Genomic DNA, 21,280 nt, shown 5'->3' with positions numbered 1-21,280 from the left:
GTACCGATGCCGGTGCGCGAATGAAGGGCCAGCCCCTCCCGGCGAGCCATACACGGCCAATGCCGGCATGACCGGCGATGAATGCCGTTGCGTCACCTCGCCGCCAATTCCTCCGCGGGCGGAGCGCCGGCAAGATCGTCGCGCGCCTTGCGGGCCAGCTTCTTCGTCGAGCGCCTGGGACTGTCGCCGAACAGTTCGGCCGCCTCGGCAAGGCAGGACTTCCTCAGGCTCTTTTCGGAATGCTTCAGGAGTTTGCCAAGGAGTTTCGTATCCCCGGGCGGCCCAAGCGGCTCGCCGCCGGCCTCCAGCATCGCGCGCATGACGAAGACGTCGTGCAGTTCGCCGAGTTGCTCTGCGAGCTTGTCGACCGCCTTGCGACGAGCCTTGATTGGCGTCGGCCACAGGCGGCCGAGCAGCGACAGATGCATGCTGTGGGTCTTGGCCGCCTTGCGCAGGTCGTGGAAATCCTCGGCCCCGCCGCTCGAGGCCGCCTTGTCCAGTGCTTTGCGCGCGCGCCGCAATGTGGCGCGGGCGCCCTCCGCCAGAATGTCGGCGGCCTGCTCCGGCTGGTCCGGCAAGGACAGCCTGTCGACGCGTTCGAGGCCCTCCTGGCAGGCGGCGATGGCAGCTTTTATGGCCGCGTCGAGACCGGCGCCGGCATGAAGCGCGTGCTGGCGCATCACCAGGCGATCGCGGGCGGGGCCGAGGCCGTGACCGGCGCTTTGCCCCGGAAAGGTGTCGGCCAGGCGGTCGATCGTCTCGATCAAGGCGGTCGCCTCGCGCGGTCCGGCGAGCAATGCCGAGACCTGCCTGTAACATTCATTCTCCGTGCGGCAGAATGTTTCGTCACCGGAACGAACCAGACGCAACAAGGCACGCACGCTCTTCAGTCGTTTGCGGGATTTGTGCAGTCCCTGTTCCGGCCTGTCACGCGCCATGTCGAGATGAGCAAGCGCCTTGCCGATTTCCTCGGCCAGGATACGCCTGACCTCGCCGGTCAGCGGCAGGCGCGGATCGATGCGAAAGCTCATGCGGCGATCTCCGGAATCCCCCCGAGGGCGAGCGACGCGTTGTAGAATTTCTGTTCGCCAGTCACTTCGCGGCCGAGCCAGTCTGGCAGCATTTCATCCGGAACATCGTCCGGCGTTTCGAGTTCGGCCATCACAAGCCCCGCCAGCGCGCCGCCGAAGACATCGACTTCGTAGAGATAGCCGCCATGCCTAACATGATGACGTGTCTTCTCGATGACACGCCCGATGGCGAAGCCGAGCATCTCCACGGCGTCGGCCAGCGGAATGGGATATTCGAATTCGTCGCGCTCCCGCGCCGTGCTGCCGAATTTGAGCGTCAACCTGGCCGAGGCGCCGTTGCTGATGCGCACGCGCACCGTGCGTCCTGGCGCGGCGGCGAGATAGAACTGGAGGATGCGGACGTCCGTCTCGACCAGATCCCGCCATGCCGTGCCGGAGACCAGGAACTTGCGCTCGACTTCCTTGCCCATGGCCGCGCACTAAAGCCCGCGCGGGCCGGCATGGCAAGCCATGTCCGAACTCGGATTTGACTTTAATCAATCGATTGATTAAAGTATGCCACATGATCAAGCCGCCCGAAGCCCGAACTCCTCGCCGTGAGCCGCCCGCTGCGGAGATGACGCGTGAAGCGCTGGTCCGCGCGGCGCTCAAGCTGTTCGGACGACAAGGCTTCGACGGCACCTCCACGCGCGAGATCGCGGCGGAGGCCAAGGCCAATATCGGTTCCATCGCCTATCACTTCGGCAGCAAGGAGGGGCTGCGCCTCGCCGCCGCCGACCATATCGTGGACACCATACAATCGGTCGCCGGCCAGGCACTCGGCGAGACGCGGGCGCCGGCAATCGCGAACGCCGAGACGGCGCGCGCGCAGCTGTTCGCCGCGCTGGAGCGGATGGTGGCATTCGTCGTGGCGCAGCCGCAGGCCGGTGAGATCGTGCAGTTCGTGCTGCGCGAGCTCTCGCACCCGACCGCGGCGCTCGACCGCATCTATGACGGCGTGTTCGAGCCGACGCATCGGCGCCTCTGCCTGCTCTGGGAACAGGCGACCGGCGAGGCGGCCGAGAGCGAGGCGACCCGGCTCACCGTGTTCACGCTGATCGGACAGGTCATCTATTTCCGCATCGGCCGCGAGGCGGTCATGCGCCGAATGGGCTGGCGCGAGATCGGCGCCGCCGAGGCCGCCAAGGTGGCGGCCGTCACATCGGACAACCTCAGCGCCATACTGGCCGCCCGGAAGGGATCGAGACGATGAGCTTTCTTTGTTCGCTGCCGCTTGCCGCTCAACTCTTCGGCGCCTGCGCACCGGCTTCGCCGCTGGCCGTCGGCTATGTCGAAGGCGACTATGTGCTGCTGGCGCCGATCGAGGTGGCGCAGGTCGAGACCGTCGCGGTCAAGCGCGGCGATCGCGTCACATCGGGCACCACGATCGTGACGCTGGAAAACGCCGACGCGAAAATCGCGGTCGCACAGGCCACGGCAAGTCTCGCCCAGGCGCGGGCGCAGCTTGCCGATCTGCAGGTAGGCAAGCGGCCGGAAGAAATCGCGGCCCTCAAGGCCCAGGTCGACATGGCCAAGGCTCAGGCTGACGACGCCAGACGCAAATACGACCGCGCCGCCGACCTCTTCAAGCGCGGCACCGGCACGCAGGCCGACTACGACACCGCCTCGGCCACGCTGGAGACGGCCAACGCGCAGGTCGGACAGGCGCAGGCCAATCTCGCCGCCGGCGGCCTGCCGGCGCGTCCCGAGACGATCAAGGCCGCCGAAAGTCAGGTCAAGCAGGCACAGGCCGCGCTCGACCAAGCGGCGTGGCGGCTATCCAAGCGCACCCTGGCGGCCCCTTCTCCGGGCCGCGTCAGCGACGTCATTCGCAATCCGGGCGACACGGCAGGTCCGACCGCGCCCGTCATCTCCGTGCTGCCCGACGGCGCGGTGAAGCTCAGTGTCTATATACCCGAAGCCGCCTTCTCCTCGGTCAAGGTCGGCACCTTGCTCCGCGTCCATTGCGACGGTTGCGGGCCGGATGTGAAGGCGCGCGTCAGCTATGTCTCGCCCGATCCGGAATTCACTCCGCCGGTGATCTATTCGCTGGAGAACCGGCAGAAGCTGGTCTACCTCGTCGAGGCGCGGCCGGAGGGCGGCGCCGGCGCCTTGCAGCCGGGCCAGATCGTCGACGTCGAGCTGGCGGTTTCAGGAAAATGAACGTCATCGACGTGCACGGCCTGGTCAAGCGCTTCGGCGACAAGACCGTCGTCGACCATGTCACGATGACGGTGGCGGAAGGCGAGATCGTCGGCTTCCTCGGCCCCAACGGCTCGGGCAAGACCACCACCATCCGCATCATGTGCGGCCTGCTGACCCCGGACGAGGGCGAAGGCACGGTGCTGGGTTTCGACATCCTCACCGACAGCCTGCGCATCAAGCGCGAGGTCGGCTACATGACGCAGAAATTCTCGTTCTACGAGGATCTGACGATCGGCGAGAACCTCGAATTCGTGGCGCGGCTCTACCGGTTGAAGCCGGTCGAGGAGCATGTCGCCAGGACCTTGGAGGAACTCGGCCTGACGACACGCCGCAACCAGCTCGCCGGTACGCTGTCGGGCGGCTGGAAGCAGCGGCTGGCGCTGGCCGCTTGCATCATGCACAAGCCCAAGCTGCTTCTGCTCGACGAGCCGACGGCCGGCGTCGACCCCAAGGCGCGGCGCGAGTTCTGGGACGAGATCCACCGGCTGGCGAGCGGCGGGCTGACCGTGCTGGTCTCCACCCACTACATGGACGAGGCCGAGCGGTGCCATCGCATCAGCTATATCTCCTACGGCAAGATGCTGGCGACGGGCACCGTCGCCGAGGTGGTCAGGAATGCCGGCCTGACCACTTTCGTCCTGCAGGGCCCGCGCCTCGACCAGGTGGCGCAAGCGCTCGAAGGCCGGCCGGGCGTCGACCAGGTGGCGCCGTTCGGCGCGACGCTGCATGTCGTGGGAGCCGACAGGAAGAAGCTGGAGACGGCGCTGGCCGATGTCGAGAAGGAGCACAAGGGCGTGACGGTGGCGCCGGGCGAAACCAGCCTCGAGGACGTCTTCATCCAGTTCATGTCCGGCTCGAAGGACAACATGGCATGAACGCGGTCTTCTCCTTCGCCCGGCTCGGCGCGCTGCTGATCAAGGAGTTCATCCAGATGCGCCGCGACCGCATCACCTTCGCCATGATGCTGGGCGTGCCGCTGATCCAGCTGGTGCTGTTCGGCTACGCCATCAACAACGACCCGAAGAGCCTGCCGGCGGCACTCGTGGCGACGAGCAGCGATCCCTATACGCGCGCCATGGTCTCGGCGCTGCAGACCACCGGCTACTACCGTTTCGACCATGTGGCGCAAAGTGCCGAGGAGGCCGAATTCCTGATGGCGCGCGGCGACGTCGCCTTCGTCGTCACCATTCCGGCCGATTTCGCGCGGCGGGTGGAGCGCGGCGACAATCCGCAGATCCTGATCGAGGCCGACGCCACCGACCCGGCGGTTGCCAGCGGCGCCATCTCGACGCTCAGCACCGTCGCCGGCCAGGCGCTGCTCAGAGCGCAAGGCATGCAGGAGGCCGCCGCCGAGGCCGCCCGGGGCCAGCTCGATGTGGTCGTGCACCGGCGCTACAATCCGGAGGGCATCTCGCAATACAACATCGTCCCCGGCCTGCTCGGCGTCATCCTGCAGATGACGATGGTGATGATGACCTCGATCGCGCTGACGCGCGAGACAGAGCGCGGCACGATGGAGAACCTGCTCGCCATGCCGTCCAGCCCGCTCGAGATCATGCTGGGCAAGGTGCTGCCCTATCTGGCGGTCGGCGCGGTGCAGGTCGTGGTGGTGCTGGCGGCATCGAAGCTTCTGTTCGCCATCCCCTTCACCGGATCGATGACGCTGCTCTTGTCGGCGGTGCTGGTGTTCGTGCTGTCGCTGGTGCTGCTCGGCTACACGATCTCGACCGTCGCGCGCACGCAGATGCAGGCCTTGCAGCTCACCTTCTTCTTCTTCCTGCCGTCGATCATGCTTTCGGGTTTCATGTTTCCCTATCGCGGCATGCCGGGCTGGGCGCAGATCTTTGGCGAGATCTTTCCCCTGACGCATTTCCTGCGCATTACCCGTGCCGTCATGCTGAAGGGCGCGCAGCTGCCGGCGGTGGCCGTGGAGATCGGCTGGCTGGTGGTGTTCGTGGCGCTGTTTGCCGGCGTCGCCCTTGTCCGCTTCCGCCGCACGCTGGACTGAAAACAGCCGCTGGGGCGGTCCAGGGTTCCATCGAACCTGGACCCTCCCGTTGGAACCATGCTTCTGCCCCGGCGTTGTCGATCAGCCTCGCCGCTGCCACTTGCGGGCCAAGACGGCCCCCTCAGTGCAAGCGAAGCCTTTGGCACTCCGAAGTCCGGCCGGATCATCTGGCGGGAGGCGGAATGCCATCAAAACAACGAGATAGAGCGCAGACTTGCAAGTGTATTGCGCTCTATCGACCAGCAATGGAGGCAATGATGAGACTGTATCTTTCCGCCACCGCGGCCGGGCTTCTGCTAGCCGCCGGCATCGGTGCCGCCGCTGCTCAGGACGTGATCATCGAGCCGCAGCAGGAGACCGTTATCCGCGAATATGTGCACAAGAAGCCGATCGCCTCGGTCGACCTGCTGGGCGTCCAGCTGGCCATCGGCTCGACCTTGCCGGACACTGTTGAGCTGCATGCGATCGATGTTCCTGATGTGCAGTACCGCTATGTCGTCGTCAACGGTCAGACCGTCCTCGTCGATCCCGGAACCCGTCGCATCGTGAAAGTCATCGACTGACGGCACCGTCATCAGCTGACGGGCACTGGGCAATTCCAGGAAAAGTGCGCAGCGGTTTCCATCCGGAATTGCGAAACAACAAGGCTGCCCGCCCTGCCATGCAGGGCGGGCGTCAAGCGGCAGCAGCCATGATCTTGGCATAGGCGTCGAAATCGACATTGCCGCCAGACAGCACCACGGCCACGCATTTGCCGGCCAAGTCGATCCTGCCCGACGAGAGCGCGGCGAGCCCGACGCAGCCGCCGGGCTCCACGACGAGCTTGAGATGGGCCATGGCGTCGCGCATGGCCTGCTTCGTCGCCTCCTCCGAGACGGCAATCCCGCCGGCCAGCGTCTTGCGATTGATCTCGAAAGTGAGCGCGCCCGGCTCGGCGACGAGAAGTGAATCGCAGATCGAGGTGTGGCCGGGCTCATTCGCTACCCTGGTGCCCTTGGCCAGCGACCGGCTGGTGTCGTCGAAAAATTCCGGCTCTGCCGCCCAGACGGCGGTGGCGGGCGAACCGTCCTTGACCGCGATCGAAATCCCGCTGCTCAGCCCGCCGCCGCCACAGGGAATGATGACGGCGTCGAGGCTCATGCCAAGCGCCTTGGCCTGACGCAGCAGTTCGAGGCCGATCGTGCCCTGGCCGGCGATGATGGCGGGATCGTCATAGGGCGGCACCAGGACCATGCCCCTCTCCACGTAAGGCCGAACCACGGCCACGCGGTCTTCGCGGACGCGATCGAAGGCGACCACTTCGGCGCCCATCTTGCGGACATTGCCGATCTTCATGGCCGGTGCGTCCGACGGCATGGCGATGACCGCCCTGACGCCGAACATGGCGGCGGAAGCGGCAACGCCTTGCGCATGATTGCCCGAGGAAAAAGCGACCACGCCGCGGCCGCGCTCCTCGGCCGAGAGCGAGGACAGCTTGTTGTGGGCGCCGCGGAACTTGAACGAGCCGGTACGCTGCAGCGTTTCCGGCTTGAACAGGATACGGCCGCCGAAGCGGCTGTTGAGCTCGGGCGATTCGATCAGCGGCGTCTCGACGATAAGGCCGGAGAGCCGGGCGGCGGCGGCGTGGATATCGGCGATGCCGGGAGGCGTGGTCATGGCGGGTCCTGTAAGATGTGGTCCGGCCATGGTGCACGCAAAGGGCCGCGCGAGGCCAACAAAAAAATGTAACCGTCACAAGGTTTGGGATCACGACGGCCGGCAGCGCTGGCCGTCACCTGCCTGCCGGTCCGTCCAGTTCTACCCTCACCCCAACAACGTCCGCTGCCGCTTGTTGCCGCCGGCCTTGCGCCAGGCGTTGAAGCGATGGGTGGCGGCGGCAAAGGAAATCTTCATCTGCTGGGAGACCGAATAGCGCGACTTGCCTTCGTCGAACATGCGATAGCAGCACTCGACGCCTTCCTCGGTCAGCTTGCCGTCGAGGGTCTTGTTGTGCGGGTTGGCGGGATCGAACTTCTCGATCTGCTGCTCGACCAGACCTTTCAGGCGCTGCAGATCGGCCTCGATGCTGGCTATGAGGTCGAGGACGGGTTTCGGGTCGAAGTGATGGGCGTGCGGCTTTGCAGTCATCGGCGGCTTCCTCGGTTGTTGGCTTGAGTTCCGTCATATAAGTGAACATTTGCCGATAATGAAGAGCCGGCGCCGAATGGCGGCTTCAACAAATCTTGACCACTGCCCAGGCGCACGATTGACCGATGCGGCAGCAAACTTTAGTTTAGAACAATTCTAAACTAGGGTGATTTCCTCATGCTTTCCCGTGTTTTCGGCTTCGGCCGCCGCTCCTTCGATTCGCTCTCCGAACAAGAGATCCTGGCGCTTGCCATCTCGTCGGAAGAAGACGACGGTCGCATCTATCGCGCCTATGCGGATGGGCTGGCGGAGGATTTTCCGCAATCGGCCAAAATGTTCGAGGACATGGCCGAGGAGGAGGACGGTCATCGCGACGCGCTGATCGAGCTTTTCCGCAGGCGTTTCGGGGAGCGCATTCCGCTGATCCGGCGCGAGCATGTGAAGGGCTATTACGAGCGCAAGCCCGACTGGCTGGTCAAGCCGCTCGGCATCGAGCAGGTACGCCGCCAGGCCGAGGCGATGGAGCGGCAGGCCTATCTGTTCTATGTCGAGGCGGCCAGGCGCACCACCGATGCCTCAACCAGAAAGCTGCTCGACGAACTGGCGGCGGCGGAACAGAGCCATGAGAGCATGGCGCAGCGGCTGGAGCAGCAGCACGTGCCGGGCACCGTGAAGGTCGAGGAGGCGACGGCCGAGCAGCGCCAGTTCATCCTCACCTATGTGCAGCCGGGACTGGCCGGACTGATGGACGGCTCGGTATCGACGCTGGCGCCGATCTTCGCCGCCGCCTTTGCCACGCACGACACCTGGCAGACGCTTCTCGTCGGCCTCGCCGCCTCGATCGGCGCCGGCATCTCGATGGGCTTCACCGAGGTCGCCTCCGACGACGGCAAGCTGTCGGGTCGGGGTTCGCCGGTCAAGCGCGGCCTAACCGTGGGCATCATGACGACGCTCGGCGGCCTCGGCCATGCGCTGCCCTACCTAATCCCGCATTTCTGGACGGCGACCGCGGTTGCCGCCGTGGTGGTGTTCTTCGAACTCTGGGCGATCGCCTTCGTCCAGAACCGCTACATGCAGACACCCTTCCTGCGCGCCGCCTTCCAGGTGGTGCTCGGCGGCGCGCTGGTGTTCGCGGCGGGCGTGCTGATCGGGAACGCATAGGGTTCTTCCTTCTCCCCCTTTTGGGAGAAGGAAGGACCTGCCGATTACCCGTTCACCGCCCGGCTATCCACCGGCGCCTCTTGCCTTTCACTCAAGCCATAATCACGCACGACGTGCGCGATGCGCAGGCGGTAACCGGCAAAGATGCCGCCGCGCCCGGCCTGCTGGGCCTGCCGGTGTTCTTGCGTGTTGCGCCAGGCCTTCACCGCTTCCTCGTCGCGCCAGAACGATAGTGACAGGATGCGGTCCGGATTGGCGAGGCTCTGGAAGCGCTCGACCGAGATGAAGCCATCGATGCTTTCAAGCAGCGGCCGCAACTGCGCGGCGATGTCCAGATAGGCATCGCGCCTGCCCGCGGCCGGCTCGACCTCGAAGATGACGGCGATCACGGCAGCACCAGCTTCGCGTGCGGGCCGGACGCCAGTTTCAGGAACATGCGGTCCTCCTTGAGGATGAATTTTTCACGGCGGGCGAATTCGTAGTTTGCCTTGCCGGCCGGGTCGGCGGCAAGCCGGGCCCTATAGGCTTCATAGGCAGCCAGGCTTTCTATGTTGTAGGCCGCATAGGCGGTCGTGGCCGAGCCTTCATGCGGCGCGTAGTAGCCGATCAGGTCGGCGCCGCAGCGCGGAATGGCCTGGCCCCAGTTGCGGGCATATTCCTCGAACGCGGCCTTGCCGAACGGATCGATCTCGTAGCGGATGAAGCAGGTGATGGTCATTTCGGTCTCCCTGAGTTGACGCACAGATAATTCGATCTCTGTCGAAACGTCGCCTACGCCGGTGTGCTAAGCAGTTTCCTGTCAGGAGCATCGTCAGCGCTCCTTGAGCTCAGCGAAGGATAGTGATTATCTGGCGAGAATGCTTCGATAGGGATGAAACTATGCGCGAAGGACCCGACATTGCCCGCATCGCCAGCCTGATCGGCGACCCGGCCCGCGCCAACATGCTCAACGCACTGATGGGCGGCACGGCGCTGACGGCAAGCGAACTGGCGCTCGAGGCCGGCGTATCGATGCCGACCGCCTCCTCGCATCTGTCGAAACTGATGGAAGGCGGGCTGCTGACCGTGGCAAGCCAGGGCCGGCATCGCTATTACGGGCTCGCCGGGCCGCAGGTGGCTGAAATGATCGAAGTCATCGCCGGCGTCGCCGAAACCATCGGCCCCAGGCGCGTGCGGCCGGGCCCGCGCGACGGGGCCATGCGCGTGGCGCGCGTCTGCTACGATCATCTTGCCGGCGAGCAGGCGGTGGCGATGCTCGACCGCCTCATCGACCGGAGGCTGCTGCTGCGAGACCGCGGCGAAATCCGGTTGGCGCCTTCGGCCGCCTCGCATTTCGCGGCGATGGGCATCGATGTGGAGGCAAAGGCCCGGCGGCCGGTGTGCCGCGCCTGCCTCGACTGGAGCGTACGGCGCTCGCATCTCGCCGGCACGCTGGGCGCCGCCATCCTCGACAAGATCCTCACCGAGAAATGGGCGCGCCGGGAGAAGGACAGCCGCGCCGTGATTTTTTCGCCGCCCGGCAAACAGGCGTTCGAGAAGGTGTTTTTGGCTTGAGCTATCCGCGCTGTTGCCAGCATCGATTCGTCGGCGGGACAGGCGCGAAGGATCGCCGCGCTGCAAATGCGGGCAGGATTACCCCCGCTTCAACACCTTCCCCTTCTTGAAGAAATCCTTCCACGGATCGGCTTCCGCGAGTTGCTTCAGCGTCGTCTTGTCGCCGATGGGGAATGCGTTCGGCGGCAGGCCGGCTTCGATCTCGGCCCAGGTCACCGGCATCGACACCGTGGCACCTTTCTTGGCCCGCGACGAGTAGGGCGCCACCGTGGTCGCGCCGCTGCCATTGCGCAGATAGTCGACGAATATCTTGCCGGTGCGCGCCTTCTTCGACAGCGTCGCGGTGTAGCGGTCGGGCGCGCCCTGTTCCAGCGCGCGCGCGAAATCATGGGCGAAGCCTTTCACCTCCTCCCAGTTGGCCGACGGTTTCAGCGGCACGACGACATGAAAGCCCTTGCCACCCGACGTCTTGACGAAATTGGGCAGCGACAGCTCGTCTAGCTTGCCTCTTATGTCGAGTGCCGCCGCCCGCACCGCCTTCACATCGACGCCTTCATCGGGGTCGAGATCGAAGACGATCTGGTCGGGACGTTCGAGCTCGTCGATGGTGCAACCCCAGATGTGGATCTCGACCACGCCGAGCTGGACAAGTGCCGCGATGCCGTCGAAGTCACGGATGAACAGGATTTCCTCGCCATCCGTGGGATCCCTCGTCTTCTCGATCTTGTCATGCATGCCTGGCGAGGCATGCTTCTGGAAGAAGCGCTGGCCGCCGACACCGTCGGGGGCCCTGACCAGGCTGAGCGGGCGGTTGACCACGAATTGTTTCATGCGCGGCCACACCAGCGCGTAATGATCGAGCAGCCCCTGCTTGGATATCTTTTCGTCGGGCCACAGCAGCTTTTCCGGGTGGGACAGCTTCACCGTGGTGGTTGCCGCCCTTGCCGGCGTTGCGCCGCTTGACGCCGGCTTGGCTCGGACCGTGCTTTTGCCTGTCGGTGCCTTCGGCTTTTCCTGCACGACTTCCTCCGCCGGCTTGTCTTCGCGCAGCCCCTGGAACGAGGCGTGGCGTACTATACGGTCGGAGGTCCAACTGCGGAACTCCACTTCGCCGACAAGCTCCGGCTTCACCCAGACCAGGCCCTTGCCTCTCGGCACGGCCTTGTCGAAGGGCGACGACTTCGTTTGCAGCGCATCGAGCTTCTTCTTCAGGGCGTTGGCGCCGCCGGTCGAGAAGCCGGTGCCGACGCGGCCGGCATAGTGCAGCTTGCCGGCCTCGAAATAGCCGAGCAGCAGCGAACGCAGCCCGCGCCCGGTCTTGTCGGACGGCAGGTAGCCGGCGATGACGAACTCCTGTCGCAGCGTGCATTTCGACTTCACCCAGGACGGCCCGCGCCCGCTGCGGTAGACCGCGTCGGCGCGCTTGGAGACGACGCCTTCCAGTCCCATGCGGCAGGCATGCTCAAGCATCACCTTGCCGGGCTCGGCGAAATGGTCGCTGAAGCGGACCGCCGAATCCTCCGGCTGGCCGGCCAGCAATTCCTGCAAGGCCTGCTTGCGCTCGACCAGCGGCTCGCGGCGCAGGTCCCGCCCATTCAGCCGCATCAGGTCGAAGACGTAGTAGATGAAGCGATCCGTGCGCTTCGCCGACAGGTCGGCCTGCAAAAGCGCGAAGGAAGAGACGCCGCTGTCGGCCAGCACGACGATCTCGCCGTCGATGATGGCGTCGCTGCATTTCAATCCGGCGAGCTCGGCGACGATCGCGTCGCCGAATTTCTTCGTCCAGTCGAGGCCGGTGCGGGTGAGCAGCCGCACGTCCGTGCCGGCGATCTGCGTCTGCATGCGATAGCCGTCGAACTTCACCTCATGCAGCCAGTCCTCGCCCGGCGGCGCTTCCCGCTCGAGCGTGGCCAGTTGCGGCTCGATGAAGTCGAGGCGCTTTGCGTGTCCGGCCTTGGCTTGGGCGGCGGCCGGTTTGTTGGAGTGCCAGACCTTCGCCTTCTCCCCTTTCGCGGCCTTGCCCGCCCCGACCTCCTCGATCGTCAGGCCCGACTTCACCGATTTCGGCGCTTCCTCCAGAATATCCTCGCCTGGCCGGGCCGCGCCATCGTCCGACTTGATCAGCAGCCAGTTGTCGCGCTTCTCTCCGGGGCGCGGTCTCAGCCGCACCAGGTGCCAGCGGCCGTGCAGCTTGTGGCCGTTGAGCTCGAAGTTGATATGGCCCTTCTTCATCGCCTTGGCCGGATCGCCCTCGGGCACCCATGTGCCCTCGTCCCAGACGATGACCGAGCCGGCGCCATATTCGCCCTTGGGAATGGTGCCCTCGAACGGCGCATAGTCGATCGGATGGTCCTCGACATGCACGGCGAGCCGTTTCTCGTGCGGATCGAGGCTGGGCCCGCGCGTCACCGCCCAGCTCCACAGCACACCGGCATGTTCGAGGCGCAGGTCGTAATGCAGCCTGGTCGCGGCGTGCTTGTGGATGACGAAGACGCCGCCTGCCTCGCTCTTCTTGCCGCGGGCGACCTTGCCGGGGGGTTCGGCGGTTTTCCTGAAATCGCGCTTGGCGTGATATTGTTCGAGGCTAGCCATCCCTTGATGTCCTCACGCCGATTTGCGCTTGGGCGCGGCTTCTTTCGGCTTGCCGCGTTTGACCGCCGGCTTGGCTTTCGCGGAGGCCTTGCCGCGGCGTTCGCCCGATACGCCGTCCGACGAAAGGCTCTTCTTCAGAGCGTCGAAAAGATTGACGACGTTGGACGGCTTGGGCGCCGCCTTGGCCTTCGGCGCCTTGCGGCCCGCCTTCTTGGCGCGGATCAGTTCGAGCAGCGCATCCTCATACTTGTCCTCGAATTTCGAGGGATCGAACTTCGCCTTCTTCTTGTCGATGATGAGCTCGGCCAGATCGGTCATCTCCTGATCCGTCTTCACCGATTCGATGTCGCCGAAGACGGTGTCCGGCTGGCGCACCGTGTTGTCGTAGCGCAACGTCGTCAGCACCATGCCCTTGCCGAGCGGTTCGATGACCACGGGACGTTCGCGCCGATAGAGCACGATGCGCGCCAGGCCCGCCATCTTCTTGCCGGCCATCGCGTCCCGGATGACGGCGAAAGCGTCCTGCGAGACCTTGTCGGCCGGCGCGACGTAATAGGGCGTATCGAGATAGATCTGCTCGATGGAGGATTTGTCGACGAAGCCGTCGAGGCTCATCGTGTGCGAGGACTCGATCTGGATGGCCTCGATCTCGTCCTCTTCGATGTGGATGAACTTGCCATCGTCGTCCTCGTAGCCCTTTATCTCGTCGCCATCCTCAAGCGGCTTGCCGGTTTCGGCGTCGACATAGATCCGCTTCACCGTGTTGCCGGTCTCGCGGTTGAGGATGCGAAAAGAGACCTTCTCGGCATGGGTGACGACATTGGTCAGTTCGATGGCGCAGGTGACCAGCGAAAGCTTCAGATAGCCTCTCCAGGCGGGACGCGGCGCCATGATGATTTCCTGTAGAGAAAGACCTGGCTGGAACGGACGACGACCCCAACGGTTCCAATCCGGTCGAGCCAAGGCCGGCGCGATTGCCACCGGCCCCGGCTCTTTCAGCCCCTATTCGGCGGCCTGCAGGTTGATCTTGCTTTCCGCTATTTCGGTCAGCTTGCGATCCGTCGCCTGCTCTTCCTTGAGGTTCTTGGCCAGCACGTTGGCGCAGTCGCTGCGGCCAAGCTGCTTGGCCCAGGCGATCAAGGTGCCATAGCGGGTCATCTCATAGTGCTCGACCGCTTGCGCCGAGGCGATCAGCGCCGCGTCCAGCACCTCCTTGTCGTCGACGTCGCCGCTGACGTCGTCGGCTTCCTCGAGGATGCCGTCTATGGCCGGGCAGTTGACTTCCTTGGCCTTGACGCCGTGCAGTTCGAACACCTGCTCGACGCGCTCGACATGGCCCCTGGTCTGCTCGAGATGTTTCTCGAAGCCGGCCTTCAGCTGCGGATCCGTCGCCTTGTCGATCATCTTCGGCAATGCCTTCTCGATCTGCTTTTCGGCATAATAGATGTCGCGCAGCGTGTGCACGAAGAGGTCGTCCAGGGTTTTGATGTCCTTCGAAAAGAAGCCCATGATTGCGGCCCTTCCTTTGCTCTTGCGGTTGCGGGTTAGCGTGGGGCCGCAGGTCGGCGGCCCCATGGGCCGGCCATGCCGGCTCGAAGAATCAACGTCTCGTCCCAGGCCGGGTTCCGGACTTGCGGCGGCGAGCAAGGAAAATTCTCCCGCCAGGGCGAAAGCTGAAACGCAACCGCACCCAGGCGACATCCAAACGAAACATATGTGATGCAAAAGTCACACACGCCGAAATGGCGACAAAAGGCGTGGAAAGACCCCGAATCAGCCGCATTCCGGCCATGAAGCGACGGGTTTTCGACCAGAAATTAACATCGCGTTCACCGACTATTCACGCCTCGACGCTATGATTTCCGCAATTCGGAAGGGACACCCGAAAGTCGGGACAGGGACAGGTAAAATGAACTTCCTCACGCACCTCATCGGCTATGCCGCAGCCATCCGCGAATTCGTCGCGCCGACCTATCGGCCCGAGCGCTACTACATGCGCGGGCCGGGCCCGGCCTGCGCTCGTCGCGGCACCTCGCTGGGCGCGCACTGACCATGACTTTCGAGAGCCGACACAACAGCCGCATCTGCAGGCCTGACGTCGAGTCGCGCGCCACCACCTATCGCGCCGAGCGCCCGACCTTCGCCGATCGGCGGCGTGCGACATCGCCGCGGCTTTGAGACCGCCTTCGCCGGCTTAATGTCTCAGGACACGAGCCGCCGAGGCCCGCGTAAGCGACCTTCTCCAGTCCAGTCGGGTCCAGTCCAAGCCGTCCTTCTGAATACCCTTCGATGCAACCCAGCCGCTGACCGTCTTCGACGGCGTCGGCTCCAGCCGGGATGATCGTGCGCTACCGCGGCCGGCTCGTGCCGTCCGGAGCACACGGCTCCAGCACAATCGTGCCGCCGGCCACCTTGCCGAGTTCTCGGCAACCCTGATCTGTGCACAGTGTCCAACCATCACCGGTCGCGCCGGAGGCGGCGAGCATAAGGCTTCGCTGCGGCCCGGCCTTCGGCGCATAGGCCCACCAGCCGTCTCGCAGCACCGCGCCCTCGGGTGGTTCCATGCCGGCGCCCGAGCCCTTTATGCGCGCCTCGGTGACTTGCAGGCCGGAAGGCATTACCTGCCAGTGCTCCTCCCAGCGCGTGCGCTCCACCGAATGCGTCCAGGACAGGGTGAAGGCGGCGGCCGCCAGCGTCACCGTCTTGCCGGCGGCAAGGATACACAGGCTCATGCTTGGGCCGTCGCCCGCCGCGCGCGCCAGAAATGCCAGCCGATCCAGGCAAACGACAATGCCCAGCCTGTCTCGTCGGTGAGCGGGATCGCCGCGACCAGCAGCACGCCGGCACAGAAGGCGACGAGCCGTTCCCACCACGCCATGCGCCTGGCAAGGAAGCCGACGGCGGCGGCGCCCCACAGCACGATGCCCATGCACGCCTTGACGACGATGTAGGCGACCTCGACGGGGTAGCCGAACTGGGCGGCGACCGGGCCTGGATCCTGCAGCATGAGCGCCGGCGTGTAGACCGCCATGAACGGCACGACGAAGCCGGCAATGGCAAGCTTGGTCGCCTGGATGCCGATCTTGAGGCCGCTTTCCCTGGCCATCGGGGCGGCCGCGAAGGCGGCCAGCGCCACCGGCGGCGTGAGATCGGCCATGATGCCGAAGTAGAAGACGAACATGTGGCTGACCACCAGCGGCACGCCGAGCGACAGCAGCGCCGGGCCGGCCAGCGAGGAGGTGATAATGTAGTTGGGAATGGTCGGGATGCCCATGCCGAGCACCAGGCAGGTGAGCATGGTCAGCACCAGAGACAGGAACAGATTGTCCTGGCCGATGGAGATGATCCAGCCGATGAAGGTGGAGGCGATGCCGGTGAGCGTCAGCGTGCCGATGACGATGCCGACGATGGCGCAGGCGATGCCGACCGGCAGCGCGTTCTTGGCCCCTTCGGCGAGTGAATCCACGCAGATCCGCAGCGTTTCGCGCCCGCCCTTGAAGGCGAAGCAGGCGACGACGAGAGCGACGATGACGAGGCCGAGTATGTTGACGCCGAAGCGCATGAACGAGGCGGCGGCAAGCCCGAGCGCCAGCCAGAAGACGACGCGGAAGGCGAGCGGTCCGATCAGGGCCGCCAGCGGCGTGCCGAGGATGAGCACGATGGTCAGCGCCAGCCCCATCGTGCCGGCGAAGATCGGTGTGTAGCCGGCAAACAGGAGATAGATGAGGGCCGCCAGCGGCAGCACCAGCGGCCAGTGCTGGCGCACGGCATCCCAGGGATTGGGCAGTTCGGCCTTGGCCATGCCGTGCAGGCCGGCCTTGCCGGCTTCCAGATGCACCTGCCAGAAACAGGCGCCGAAATAGAGCAGCGCCGGGATGATCGCCGCCTTGACCACTTCGGCATAGGGGATGTTCAGCGTCTCGGCCATGATGAAGGCGACCGCGCCCATCACCGGCGGCATGATCTGGCCGCCCATCGAGGAGGTCGCCTCGACGGCGCCGGCGAAGGCCGAGCGGAAGCCGAAGCGCTTCATCAGCGGGATGGTGAACTGGCCGCTGGCCACGACATTGGCAACGCCGGAGCCGGAGATGGTGCCCATCAGCGCCGAGGACAAAACGCAGACCTGCGCCGGGCCGCCGCGCCACGAGCCGACCAGGCCGAGCGCGAAATCGTTGAACAGCGCGATCATGCCGGCGCGTTCGAGGAAGGCGGCGAAGACGACGAAGATGAAGATATAGGCGGCCGAGACATAGACCGGCGTGCCGTATATGCCTTCGGTGCCATAGGCGAAAGTGTCGACGAGCTGGGCGAAATCGTAGCCGCGATGGATGAAGGGCGGCGGCAGATGGTTGCCGACGAAACAATAGGCGAGAAAGATGAAAGCGATGATCGCCAGCGGCAGTCCCATCAGCCGCCGGGCCGCCTCGAAGACCAGCACCACCAGCACCGCGCCGACGACAAGATCCGGCGTGGTGAGGAAACCGGAGCGGCGGATGAGGTCGGTGTAGAACACCCAATTGTAGAGACCGGTGCCGAAGCCGAGCACGCCGAACGCCCAGAACACGGCCTTGGCCGGCAGGCTTCGGGCGCGCAGGTTGGCGATCAGGCCAAAGCCGAGCAGCAGCAGGAAACCGACATGCATGGCCCGCACCACCTGGCTCGGGATGCTGCCATAGGCGGCGACGTAGATCTGGAACACGGAAAAGGCAACGGCGATGAGGAAGGCAGCCTTGCCGGCGATGCCGTCGCCAAAGCCCGGCGGCAAGCCTTCGACCTGCTCTTCGGCGACGGGGAGATGGAAGGTGGAGGATTTGCCGTCGGCTGCTTCGCTCATCCGACGCACTCCAAAATGAGCGAATGACAGTGCGAGGCGCCCCCCTCTGCCCTGCCGGGCATCTCCCCCTCAAGGGGGGAGATCGGCAGTATCGGTGTCGGCGTTCTTTCAGCAACGTCAGCAGTTGGCGAAGGAGGTGACGACGGCCAATCTCCCCCCTCGAGGGGGAGATGTCCGGCAGGACAGAGGGGGGCGCGTCGCGAGGACATCTTAGCTAGTCCTCGCCTACTTCAGCAGCCCCTTCTCCTTGTAATAGCGTTCCGCGCCCGGATGCAGCGGCACCGGCATGCCGTCGAGCGCCTTGGCAGGGTCGATCGCCTTGGCGGCGGCGTGGGCGGCTGCGAGTTGGTCGAGATGCTCGAACAGCAGCTTGGTCATCTGGTAGGCCGTCTCGTCGGAGACATCGGCGCGGGTGACGAGGAAATTGCCGACGGCGGCGGTCGCGACGTCCTCAGCCTGGCCCTCATAGGTGCCCTTCGGGATGACGACCGACAGATAGGGCGCGCCGATCTTGGCGACATCCTCGGCCGGCACGGCGACGACATTGATCGGCACCGAGGTGGCGAGGTCGCGGATCGAGGCGACCCCAAGGCCGGCCGACTGCAGCGTGGCATCGAGCTGGCGGTTCTTGATCAGCTCGACCGATTCGGCGAAGGGCAGGTATTCGACCCGGCCGAGATCCTCGTATTTCAGCCCGGCGGCGGCAAAGATGGCACGCGCATTGAGCTCGGTGCCGGAGGCCGGCGCGCCGACCGACAGGCTCTTGCCCTTGAGGTCGGCCAGCGTCTTGATGCCGGATTCCTGGCTGGCGACGATCTGGATGTAGTTGGGGTAGATGGCGGCGATGCCGCGCAATTTGTCGAGCTTGCCGGGGAAGCCGGCCTCGGCATTGCCTTCGGCGGCCATCTTGACGGAATCGCCGAGCGCGAAGGCGATCTCGCCCTTGCCCTGCTGCAGCAGATTGAGGTTCTCGACCGAAGCCTTGGTGGCCTGCACCTGGGTGCGGGCGCCTGCGATGCCCTTGCTGTAGATTTCCGACAGCGCCACGCCGAGCGGGTAGTAGACGCCCGACGTGCCGCCGGTCAGCACGTTGATGAATTCCTGTGCCCTGGCCGAGGCAATGCCGAGCCCAAGCGATAGCGCCATTGCGCCGGCCGCAACGAACTTCGTTCTGAAATGGAACATCCGGTTTCCTCCCTGAAATATTGGCTGCCGCACCACCTCCTCGATGCGAACCGGCCAAGTTTAGACGGCGGGCCGCAAATGCCAACCCGCAATTGCATTCATTAGACGAACGGTTGAATGGATGCGGAAACAGCTCCCGGCTTGCGCGGGACGCGACCGTGGCCGAAAGATTTTTTCCGGCACCTGTCGAAATCGGCCCTTGCCGCGCGACATATGTCCGGCTCGCAAGGACGCGGCCTATGAAACCACGGGAGAAGACCCATGCGATACATGCTTTTGATCAACAACGACGAAGCCGCACTGGCGAACACGCCGATCGAAAAGGCCCAACAGATGAGCGCGGCCTATGGCGCCTATACCGAAGCGTTGAAGAAATCCGGCGCGTGGCTGGCCGGAGAAAGGCTGCGCCCGACTCAGGCAACCACCTCGGTGCGGATCACCGACGGCAAGACCAACGTGATCGACGGCCCCTATGCCGACACCAAGGAGCAGCTTGCCGGCTTCTACATGATCGAAGCGGCCGACATCGATACCGCCATCGAATGGGCGGCGCGCTGCCCGGCGGCCAGCACAGGCACGGTCGAGTTGCGGCCGATTTGGGAAATGGCCGAATACATGCCCAAGAAATGACGATGTGATGGACAGCAGCTCGCAGATTGCCCGGGCAGCCGCCGAGGCCGCCGCCCGGCAAAGCTACGGCAAGCTGGTCGCCTGGCTCGCGGCGCCCACGCGCGACGTGGCCGCCGCCGAGGACGCGCTGGCCGACGCCTTTGCCGCGGCGCTCGAACGCTGGCCACGAACCGGCGTGCCCGAAAAGCCGGAGGCCTGGCTGCTTGCCGTGGCAAGGCGGCGGCGTGTCGACGCGGTGCGGCGGCGGCTCACCAGCGAAGCCGGCCGCGACCATCTCAAGCTGATTGCCGAGGAGGCGGAGGCGTGCATGACCGACCAGGACCTGCCCGACGAACGGCTGCGGCTGATGTTCGCCTGCGCGCATCCGGCGATCGAACCTGGCGTGCGCGCGCCGCTGATCCTGCAGGCCGTGCTTGGTTTCGACGCCGCGACGATCGCCTCCGCCTTCCTGGTTCCGCCGGCGACAATGGGCCAGCGCCTGGTGCGGGCCAAGGCCCGCATCCGTGAAGCCGGCATTCCGTTCCGCGTACCGGAGCGGGCCGAACTCGGCGAGCGCCTGGATACCGTGCTGGAGGCCATATACGCGACCTTCGCCGAGGGCTGGTCCGACCCGGCGGGCACAGAGACGCGGCGCCGGAACCTGGCCACCGAAGGGATCTGGCTCGGCAGGCTGGTGGCCTCGCTGCTGCCGGACGAACCGGAGGCGCTGGGCCTGCTTGCGCTGATGCTGTTCGCCGAGGCGCGCCGTACCGCGCGCCGCGATGGGTCCGGAGATTATGTGCCGCTCGCCGAGCAGGATCATGCGCTTTGGGATCATGCCTTGATCGACGAGGCGGAAACCCTGCTCGGCCGCGCCGCCTCCATGGGCGTGATCGGCCGCTACCAGCTCGAGGCGGCCGTGCAGTCCGTTCACGCGGCGCGGCGGCTGAGCGGCGAGACCGACTGGGTGGCGATCCGCGAATTCTACGACGCGTTGCTTTCGATCGCACGATCGCCCGTGGTGGCGATCAACCGCGCGGTGGCGATCGCCGAAGCCGAGGGCGCCGTGGCGGGGCTGGCGGCGCTGTACGTGCTTGGCGACGACAAGCGGCTCAATGATTACCAGCCCTATTGGGCAGCGCGCGCCGGCCTTCTGGCCAGGCTCGGCCAGGTGCCGCAGGCGGTCGAAGCCTATGACCGTGCGATCGGCCTTGAAAGCGATCCGGCGGTACGCCGCTTCCTGCAGGGAAAACGCGCGACGCTCAGGCATTGAAATGCCTGAGCGCGGTGCTTTGCCGATGAATTGTTCAGCCCGGCCACATTTCGTGCGATGCGTTGAGCGTCTTCATCAGCGGGTGCTCGCGAAGCCTGGCCCACAGGCGTTCGATGTCGGGCCAGGCAGTGCGTGCCTTGCCGCTGTCGGGATGCCAGGCCACCAGCATGGCCAAATAGATATCGGCCACCGACATCGCCTCGCCTGCCAGCCAGTCGCGGCCGCGCAAGGCGGCATCGACGACGGCAAAGCCGCGGTCCATCTCGGCCACGGCCGCCTGCTTGACGGCCTTGGCGCCGTCGGCGTCGGCCGTGTAGCGCGGCGCGTAGTAGAAACGCAGCACCGCCGGATAGAGGGCGGACGACATGAACGCCATCCAGCGCAGGAAGTCGGCGCGGGCCGGTTCATCGGCCGCCGGCGCCAGCCCGGCCCGCGGATGGCGTTCGGCGAGCAGGATGCAGATGGCCGCCGATTCGGTCAGCGAGCGGCCGTCCGGCAAGGTCAGCACCGGCACCTGGTTCAGCGGGCTGATGTGGAGGAAAGCGGGATCGGGCCGATCGGATTTCGGTACGTCGATCTGCTCGAACGGCGCCTTGGCCAGCGCCAGGGCCGCCTCGACAACGAAGCCGCCGCTGCCGGGACGGGTGTAGAGCTTGTACATG

23 protein-coding genes are annotated in these 21,280 nt (G+C 65.4%); 10 read left to right on the top strand and 13 right to left on the bottom strand.

Annotated features, from left to right (window positions below):
* Positions 1–92: 92 nt before the first annotated feature.
* The gene (locus tag FJ426_RS03365) at positions 93–1,031 is read right to left on the bottom strand and encodes a CHAD domain-containing protein (protein ID WP_140554707.1); all 939 of its coding nucleotides are present in this window, start codon (positions 1,029–1,031) and stop codon (positions 93–95) included.
* Positions 1,028–1,501, bottom strand: coding sequence for a CYTH domain-containing protein (locus tag FJ426_RS03360; RefSeq protein WP_140559142.1), 474 nt, complete (start codon positions 1,499–1,501; stop codon positions 1,028–1,030). The genes FJ426_RS03365 and FJ426_RS03360 overlap by 4 nt, the downstream gene beginning before the upstream one ends.
* A 92-nt stretch (positions 1,502–1,593) precedes the next feature.
* On the opposite strand from FJ426_RS03360, the gene FJ426_RS03355 reads away from it, so the two are divergent.
* From FJ426_RS03355 to FJ426_RS03335, 5 genes are all read left to right on the top strand, one after another.
* A complete protein-coding gene (locus tag FJ426_RS03355) occupies positions 1,594–2,283 on the top strand; it encodes a CerR family C-terminal domain-containing protein (RefSeq protein WP_140559143.1) in 690 nt (229 codons plus the stop codon).
* Positions 2,280–3,233, top strand: a complete 954-nt coding sequence (locus tag FJ426_RS03350; protein WP_140524405.1) for an HlyD family efflux transporter periplasmic adaptor subunit — start codon at positions 2,280–2,282, stop codon at positions 3,231–3,233. The genes FJ426_RS03355 and FJ426_RS03350 overlap by 4 nt, the downstream gene beginning before the upstream one ends.
* Positions 3,230–4,150 (top strand): ABC transporter ATP-binding protein, encoded by a 921-nt coding sequence (locus FJ426_RS03345; RefSeq protein WP_140491769.1) that lies wholly within the window; start codon positions 3,230–3,232, stop codon positions 4,148–4,150. Before FJ426_RS03350 ends, FJ426_RS03345 begins: the two co-directional genes overlap by 4 nt.
* Positions 4,147–5,283, top strand: a complete 1,137-nt coding sequence (locus tag FJ426_RS03340) for an ABC transporter permease (RefSeq protein ID WP_140559144.1) — start codon at positions 4,147–4,149, stop codon at positions 5,281–5,283. The genes FJ426_RS03345 and FJ426_RS03340 overlap by 4 nt, the downstream gene beginning before the upstream one ends.
* Before the next feature lie 257 nt (positions 5,284–5,540).
* Positions 5,541–5,846 carry a DUF1236 domain-containing protein gene (locus FJ426_RS03335; protein ID WP_140491773.1) on the top strand — a complete coding sequence of 102 codons (306 nt, stop codon included), beginning with the start codon at positions 5,541–5,543 and terminating at the stop codon, positions 5,844–5,846.
* A 112-nt stretch (positions 5,847–5,958) separates the two neighbouring features.
* On the opposite strand, the gene FJ426_RS03330 is transcribed toward FJ426_RS03335, so the two are convergent.
* Both FJ426_RS03330 and FJ426_RS03325 read right to left on the bottom strand, forming a co-directional pair.
* A complete protein-coding gene (locus FJ426_RS03330; RefSeq protein WP_140559145.1) occupies positions 5,959–6,939 on the bottom strand; it encodes a threonine/serine dehydratase in 981 nt (326 codons plus the stop codon).
* Positions 6,940–7,086: 147 nt separating this feature from the next.
* A complete protein-coding gene (locus FJ426_RS03325; protein ID WP_140491777.1) occupies positions 7,087–7,410 on the bottom strand; it encodes a hypothetical protein in 324 nt (107 codons plus the stop codon).
* A 177-nt stretch (positions 7,411–7,587) separates the two neighbouring features.
* On the opposite strand from FJ426_RS03325, the gene mbfA reads away from it, so the two are divergent.
* Complete coding sequence (mbfA, locus tag FJ426_RS03320) at positions 7,588–8,571, top strand: iron exporter MbfA (RefSeq protein WP_140491779.1); 984 nt, start codon at positions 7,588–7,590, stop codon at positions 8,569–8,571.
* A 44-nt stretch (positions 8,572–8,615) separates the two neighbouring features.
* Here mbfA and FJ426_RS03315 read toward each other — a convergent pair whose 3' ends face one another.
* Together FJ426_RS03315 and FJ426_RS03310 are read right to left on the bottom strand one after the other, a co-directional pair.
* The gene (locus FJ426_RS03315) at positions 8,616–8,960 is read right to left on the bottom strand and encodes an antibiotic biosynthesis monooxygenase (protein ID WP_140559146.1); all 345 of its coding nucleotides are present in this window, start codon (positions 8,958–8,960) and stop codon (positions 8,616–8,618) included.
* The gene (locus tag FJ426_RS03310) at positions 8,957–9,289 is read right to left on the bottom strand and encodes an NIPSNAP family protein (RefSeq protein WP_140491782.1); all 333 of its coding nucleotides are present in this window, start codon (positions 9,287–9,289) and stop codon (positions 8,957–8,959) included. Before FJ426_RS03310 ends, FJ426_RS03315 begins: the two co-directional genes overlap by 4 nt.
* 161 nt (positions 9,290–9,450) lie before the next feature.
* On the opposite strand from FJ426_RS03310, the gene FJ426_RS03305 reads away from it, so the two are divergent.
* On the top strand, positions 9,451–10,125 hold the full coding sequence (locus FJ426_RS03305) for a winged helix-turn-helix domain-containing protein (RefSeq protein ID WP_140559147.1): 675 nt from the start codon (positions 9,451–9,453) through the stop codon (positions 10,123–10,125).
* A 78-nt stretch (positions 10,126–10,203) separates the two neighbouring features.
* Here FJ426_RS03305 and ligD read toward each other — a convergent pair whose 3' ends face one another.
* From ligD to FJ426_RS03290, 3 genes are all read right to left on the bottom strand, one after another.
* Positions 10,204–12,717: a DNA ligase D gene (gene ligD / locus FJ426_RS03300; RefSeq protein WP_140559148.1), complete on the bottom strand. Its 2,514-nt coding sequence runs from the start codon at positions 12,715–12,717 to the stop codon at positions 10,204–10,206.
* Positions 12,718–12,729: 12 nt separating this feature from the next.
* Entirely contained in the window at positions 12,730–13,608 is an 879-nt protein-coding gene (locus tag FJ426_RS03295) for a Ku protein (protein WP_140559149.1), read from the bottom strand.
* A gap of 111 nt (positions 13,609–13,719) precedes the next feature.
* Positions 13,720–14,226: a ferritin-like domain-containing protein gene (locus tag FJ426_RS03290; protein ID WP_140491790.1), complete on the bottom strand. Its 507-nt coding sequence runs from the start codon at positions 14,224–14,226 to the stop codon at positions 13,720–13,722.
* 400 nt (positions 14,227–14,626) lie between these two features.
* Here FJ426_RS03290 and FJ426_RS03285 point away from each other — a divergent pair, with 400 nt between their 5' ends.
* Positions 14,627–14,767 (top strand): hypothetical protein, encoded by a 141-nt coding sequence (locus FJ426_RS03285; protein WP_013892047.1) that lies wholly within the window; start codon positions 14,627–14,629, stop codon positions 14,765–14,767.
* A gap of 298 nt (positions 14,768–15,065) precedes the next feature.
* On the opposite strand, the gene FJ426_RS03280 is transcribed toward FJ426_RS03285, so the two are convergent.
* The 3 genes from FJ426_RS03280 to FJ426_RS03265 form a co-directional block, all read right to left on the bottom strand.
* Positions 15,066–15,449, bottom strand: coding sequence for a DUF1850 domain-containing protein (locus tag FJ426_RS03280; RefSeq protein WP_140559150.1), 384 nt, complete (start codon positions 15,447–15,449; stop codon positions 15,066–15,068).
* The gene (locus FJ426_RS03275; RefSeq protein WP_140559151.1) at positions 15,446–17,551 is read right to left on the bottom strand and encodes a TRAP transporter permease; all 2,106 of its coding nucleotides are present in this window, start codon (positions 17,549–17,551) and stop codon (positions 15,446–15,448) included. Before FJ426_RS03275 ends, FJ426_RS03280 begins: the two co-directional genes overlap by 4 nt.
* Positions 17,552–17,776: 225 nt before the next feature.
* Positions 17,777–18,736, bottom strand: a complete 960-nt coding sequence (locus FJ426_RS03265) for a TAXI family TRAP transporter solute-binding subunit (protein ID WP_140559152.1) — start codon at positions 18,734–18,736, stop codon at positions 17,777–17,779.
* 261 nt (positions 18,737–18,997) lie between these two features.
* On the opposite strand from FJ426_RS03265, the gene FJ426_RS03260 reads away from it, so the two are divergent.
* Both FJ426_RS03260 and FJ426_RS03255 read left to right on the top strand, forming a co-directional pair.
* Complete coding sequence (locus FJ426_RS03260; protein ID WP_140491798.1) at positions 18,998–19,366, top strand: YciI family protein; 369 nt, start codon at positions 18,998–19,000, stop codon at positions 19,364–19,366.
* 7 nt (positions 19,367–19,373) lie between these two features.
* Complete coding sequence (locus FJ426_RS03255) at positions 19,374–20,618, top strand: RNA polymerase sigma factor (RefSeq protein ID WP_140559153.1); 1,245 nt, start codon at positions 19,374–19,376, stop codon at positions 20,616–20,618.
* Between the two features lie 34 nt (positions 20,619–20,652).
* Here FJ426_RS03255 and FJ426_RS03250 read toward each other — a convergent pair whose 3' ends face one another.
* On the bottom strand, positions 20,653–21,279 hold the full coding sequence (locus tag FJ426_RS03250; protein ID WP_140514133.1) for a glutathione S-transferase family protein: 627 nt from the start codon (positions 21,277–21,279) through the stop codon (positions 20,653–20,655).
* Position 21,280: the final 1 nt, after the last annotated feature.

This window comes from Mesorhizobium sp. B2-6-4 (genome assembly GCF_006441495.1).
GTDB lineage: Bacteria > Pseudomonadota > Alphaproteobacteria > Rhizobiales > Rhizobiaceae > Mesorhizobium.
This window is presented reverse-complemented; position numbering and strand designations above follow the sequence as displayed.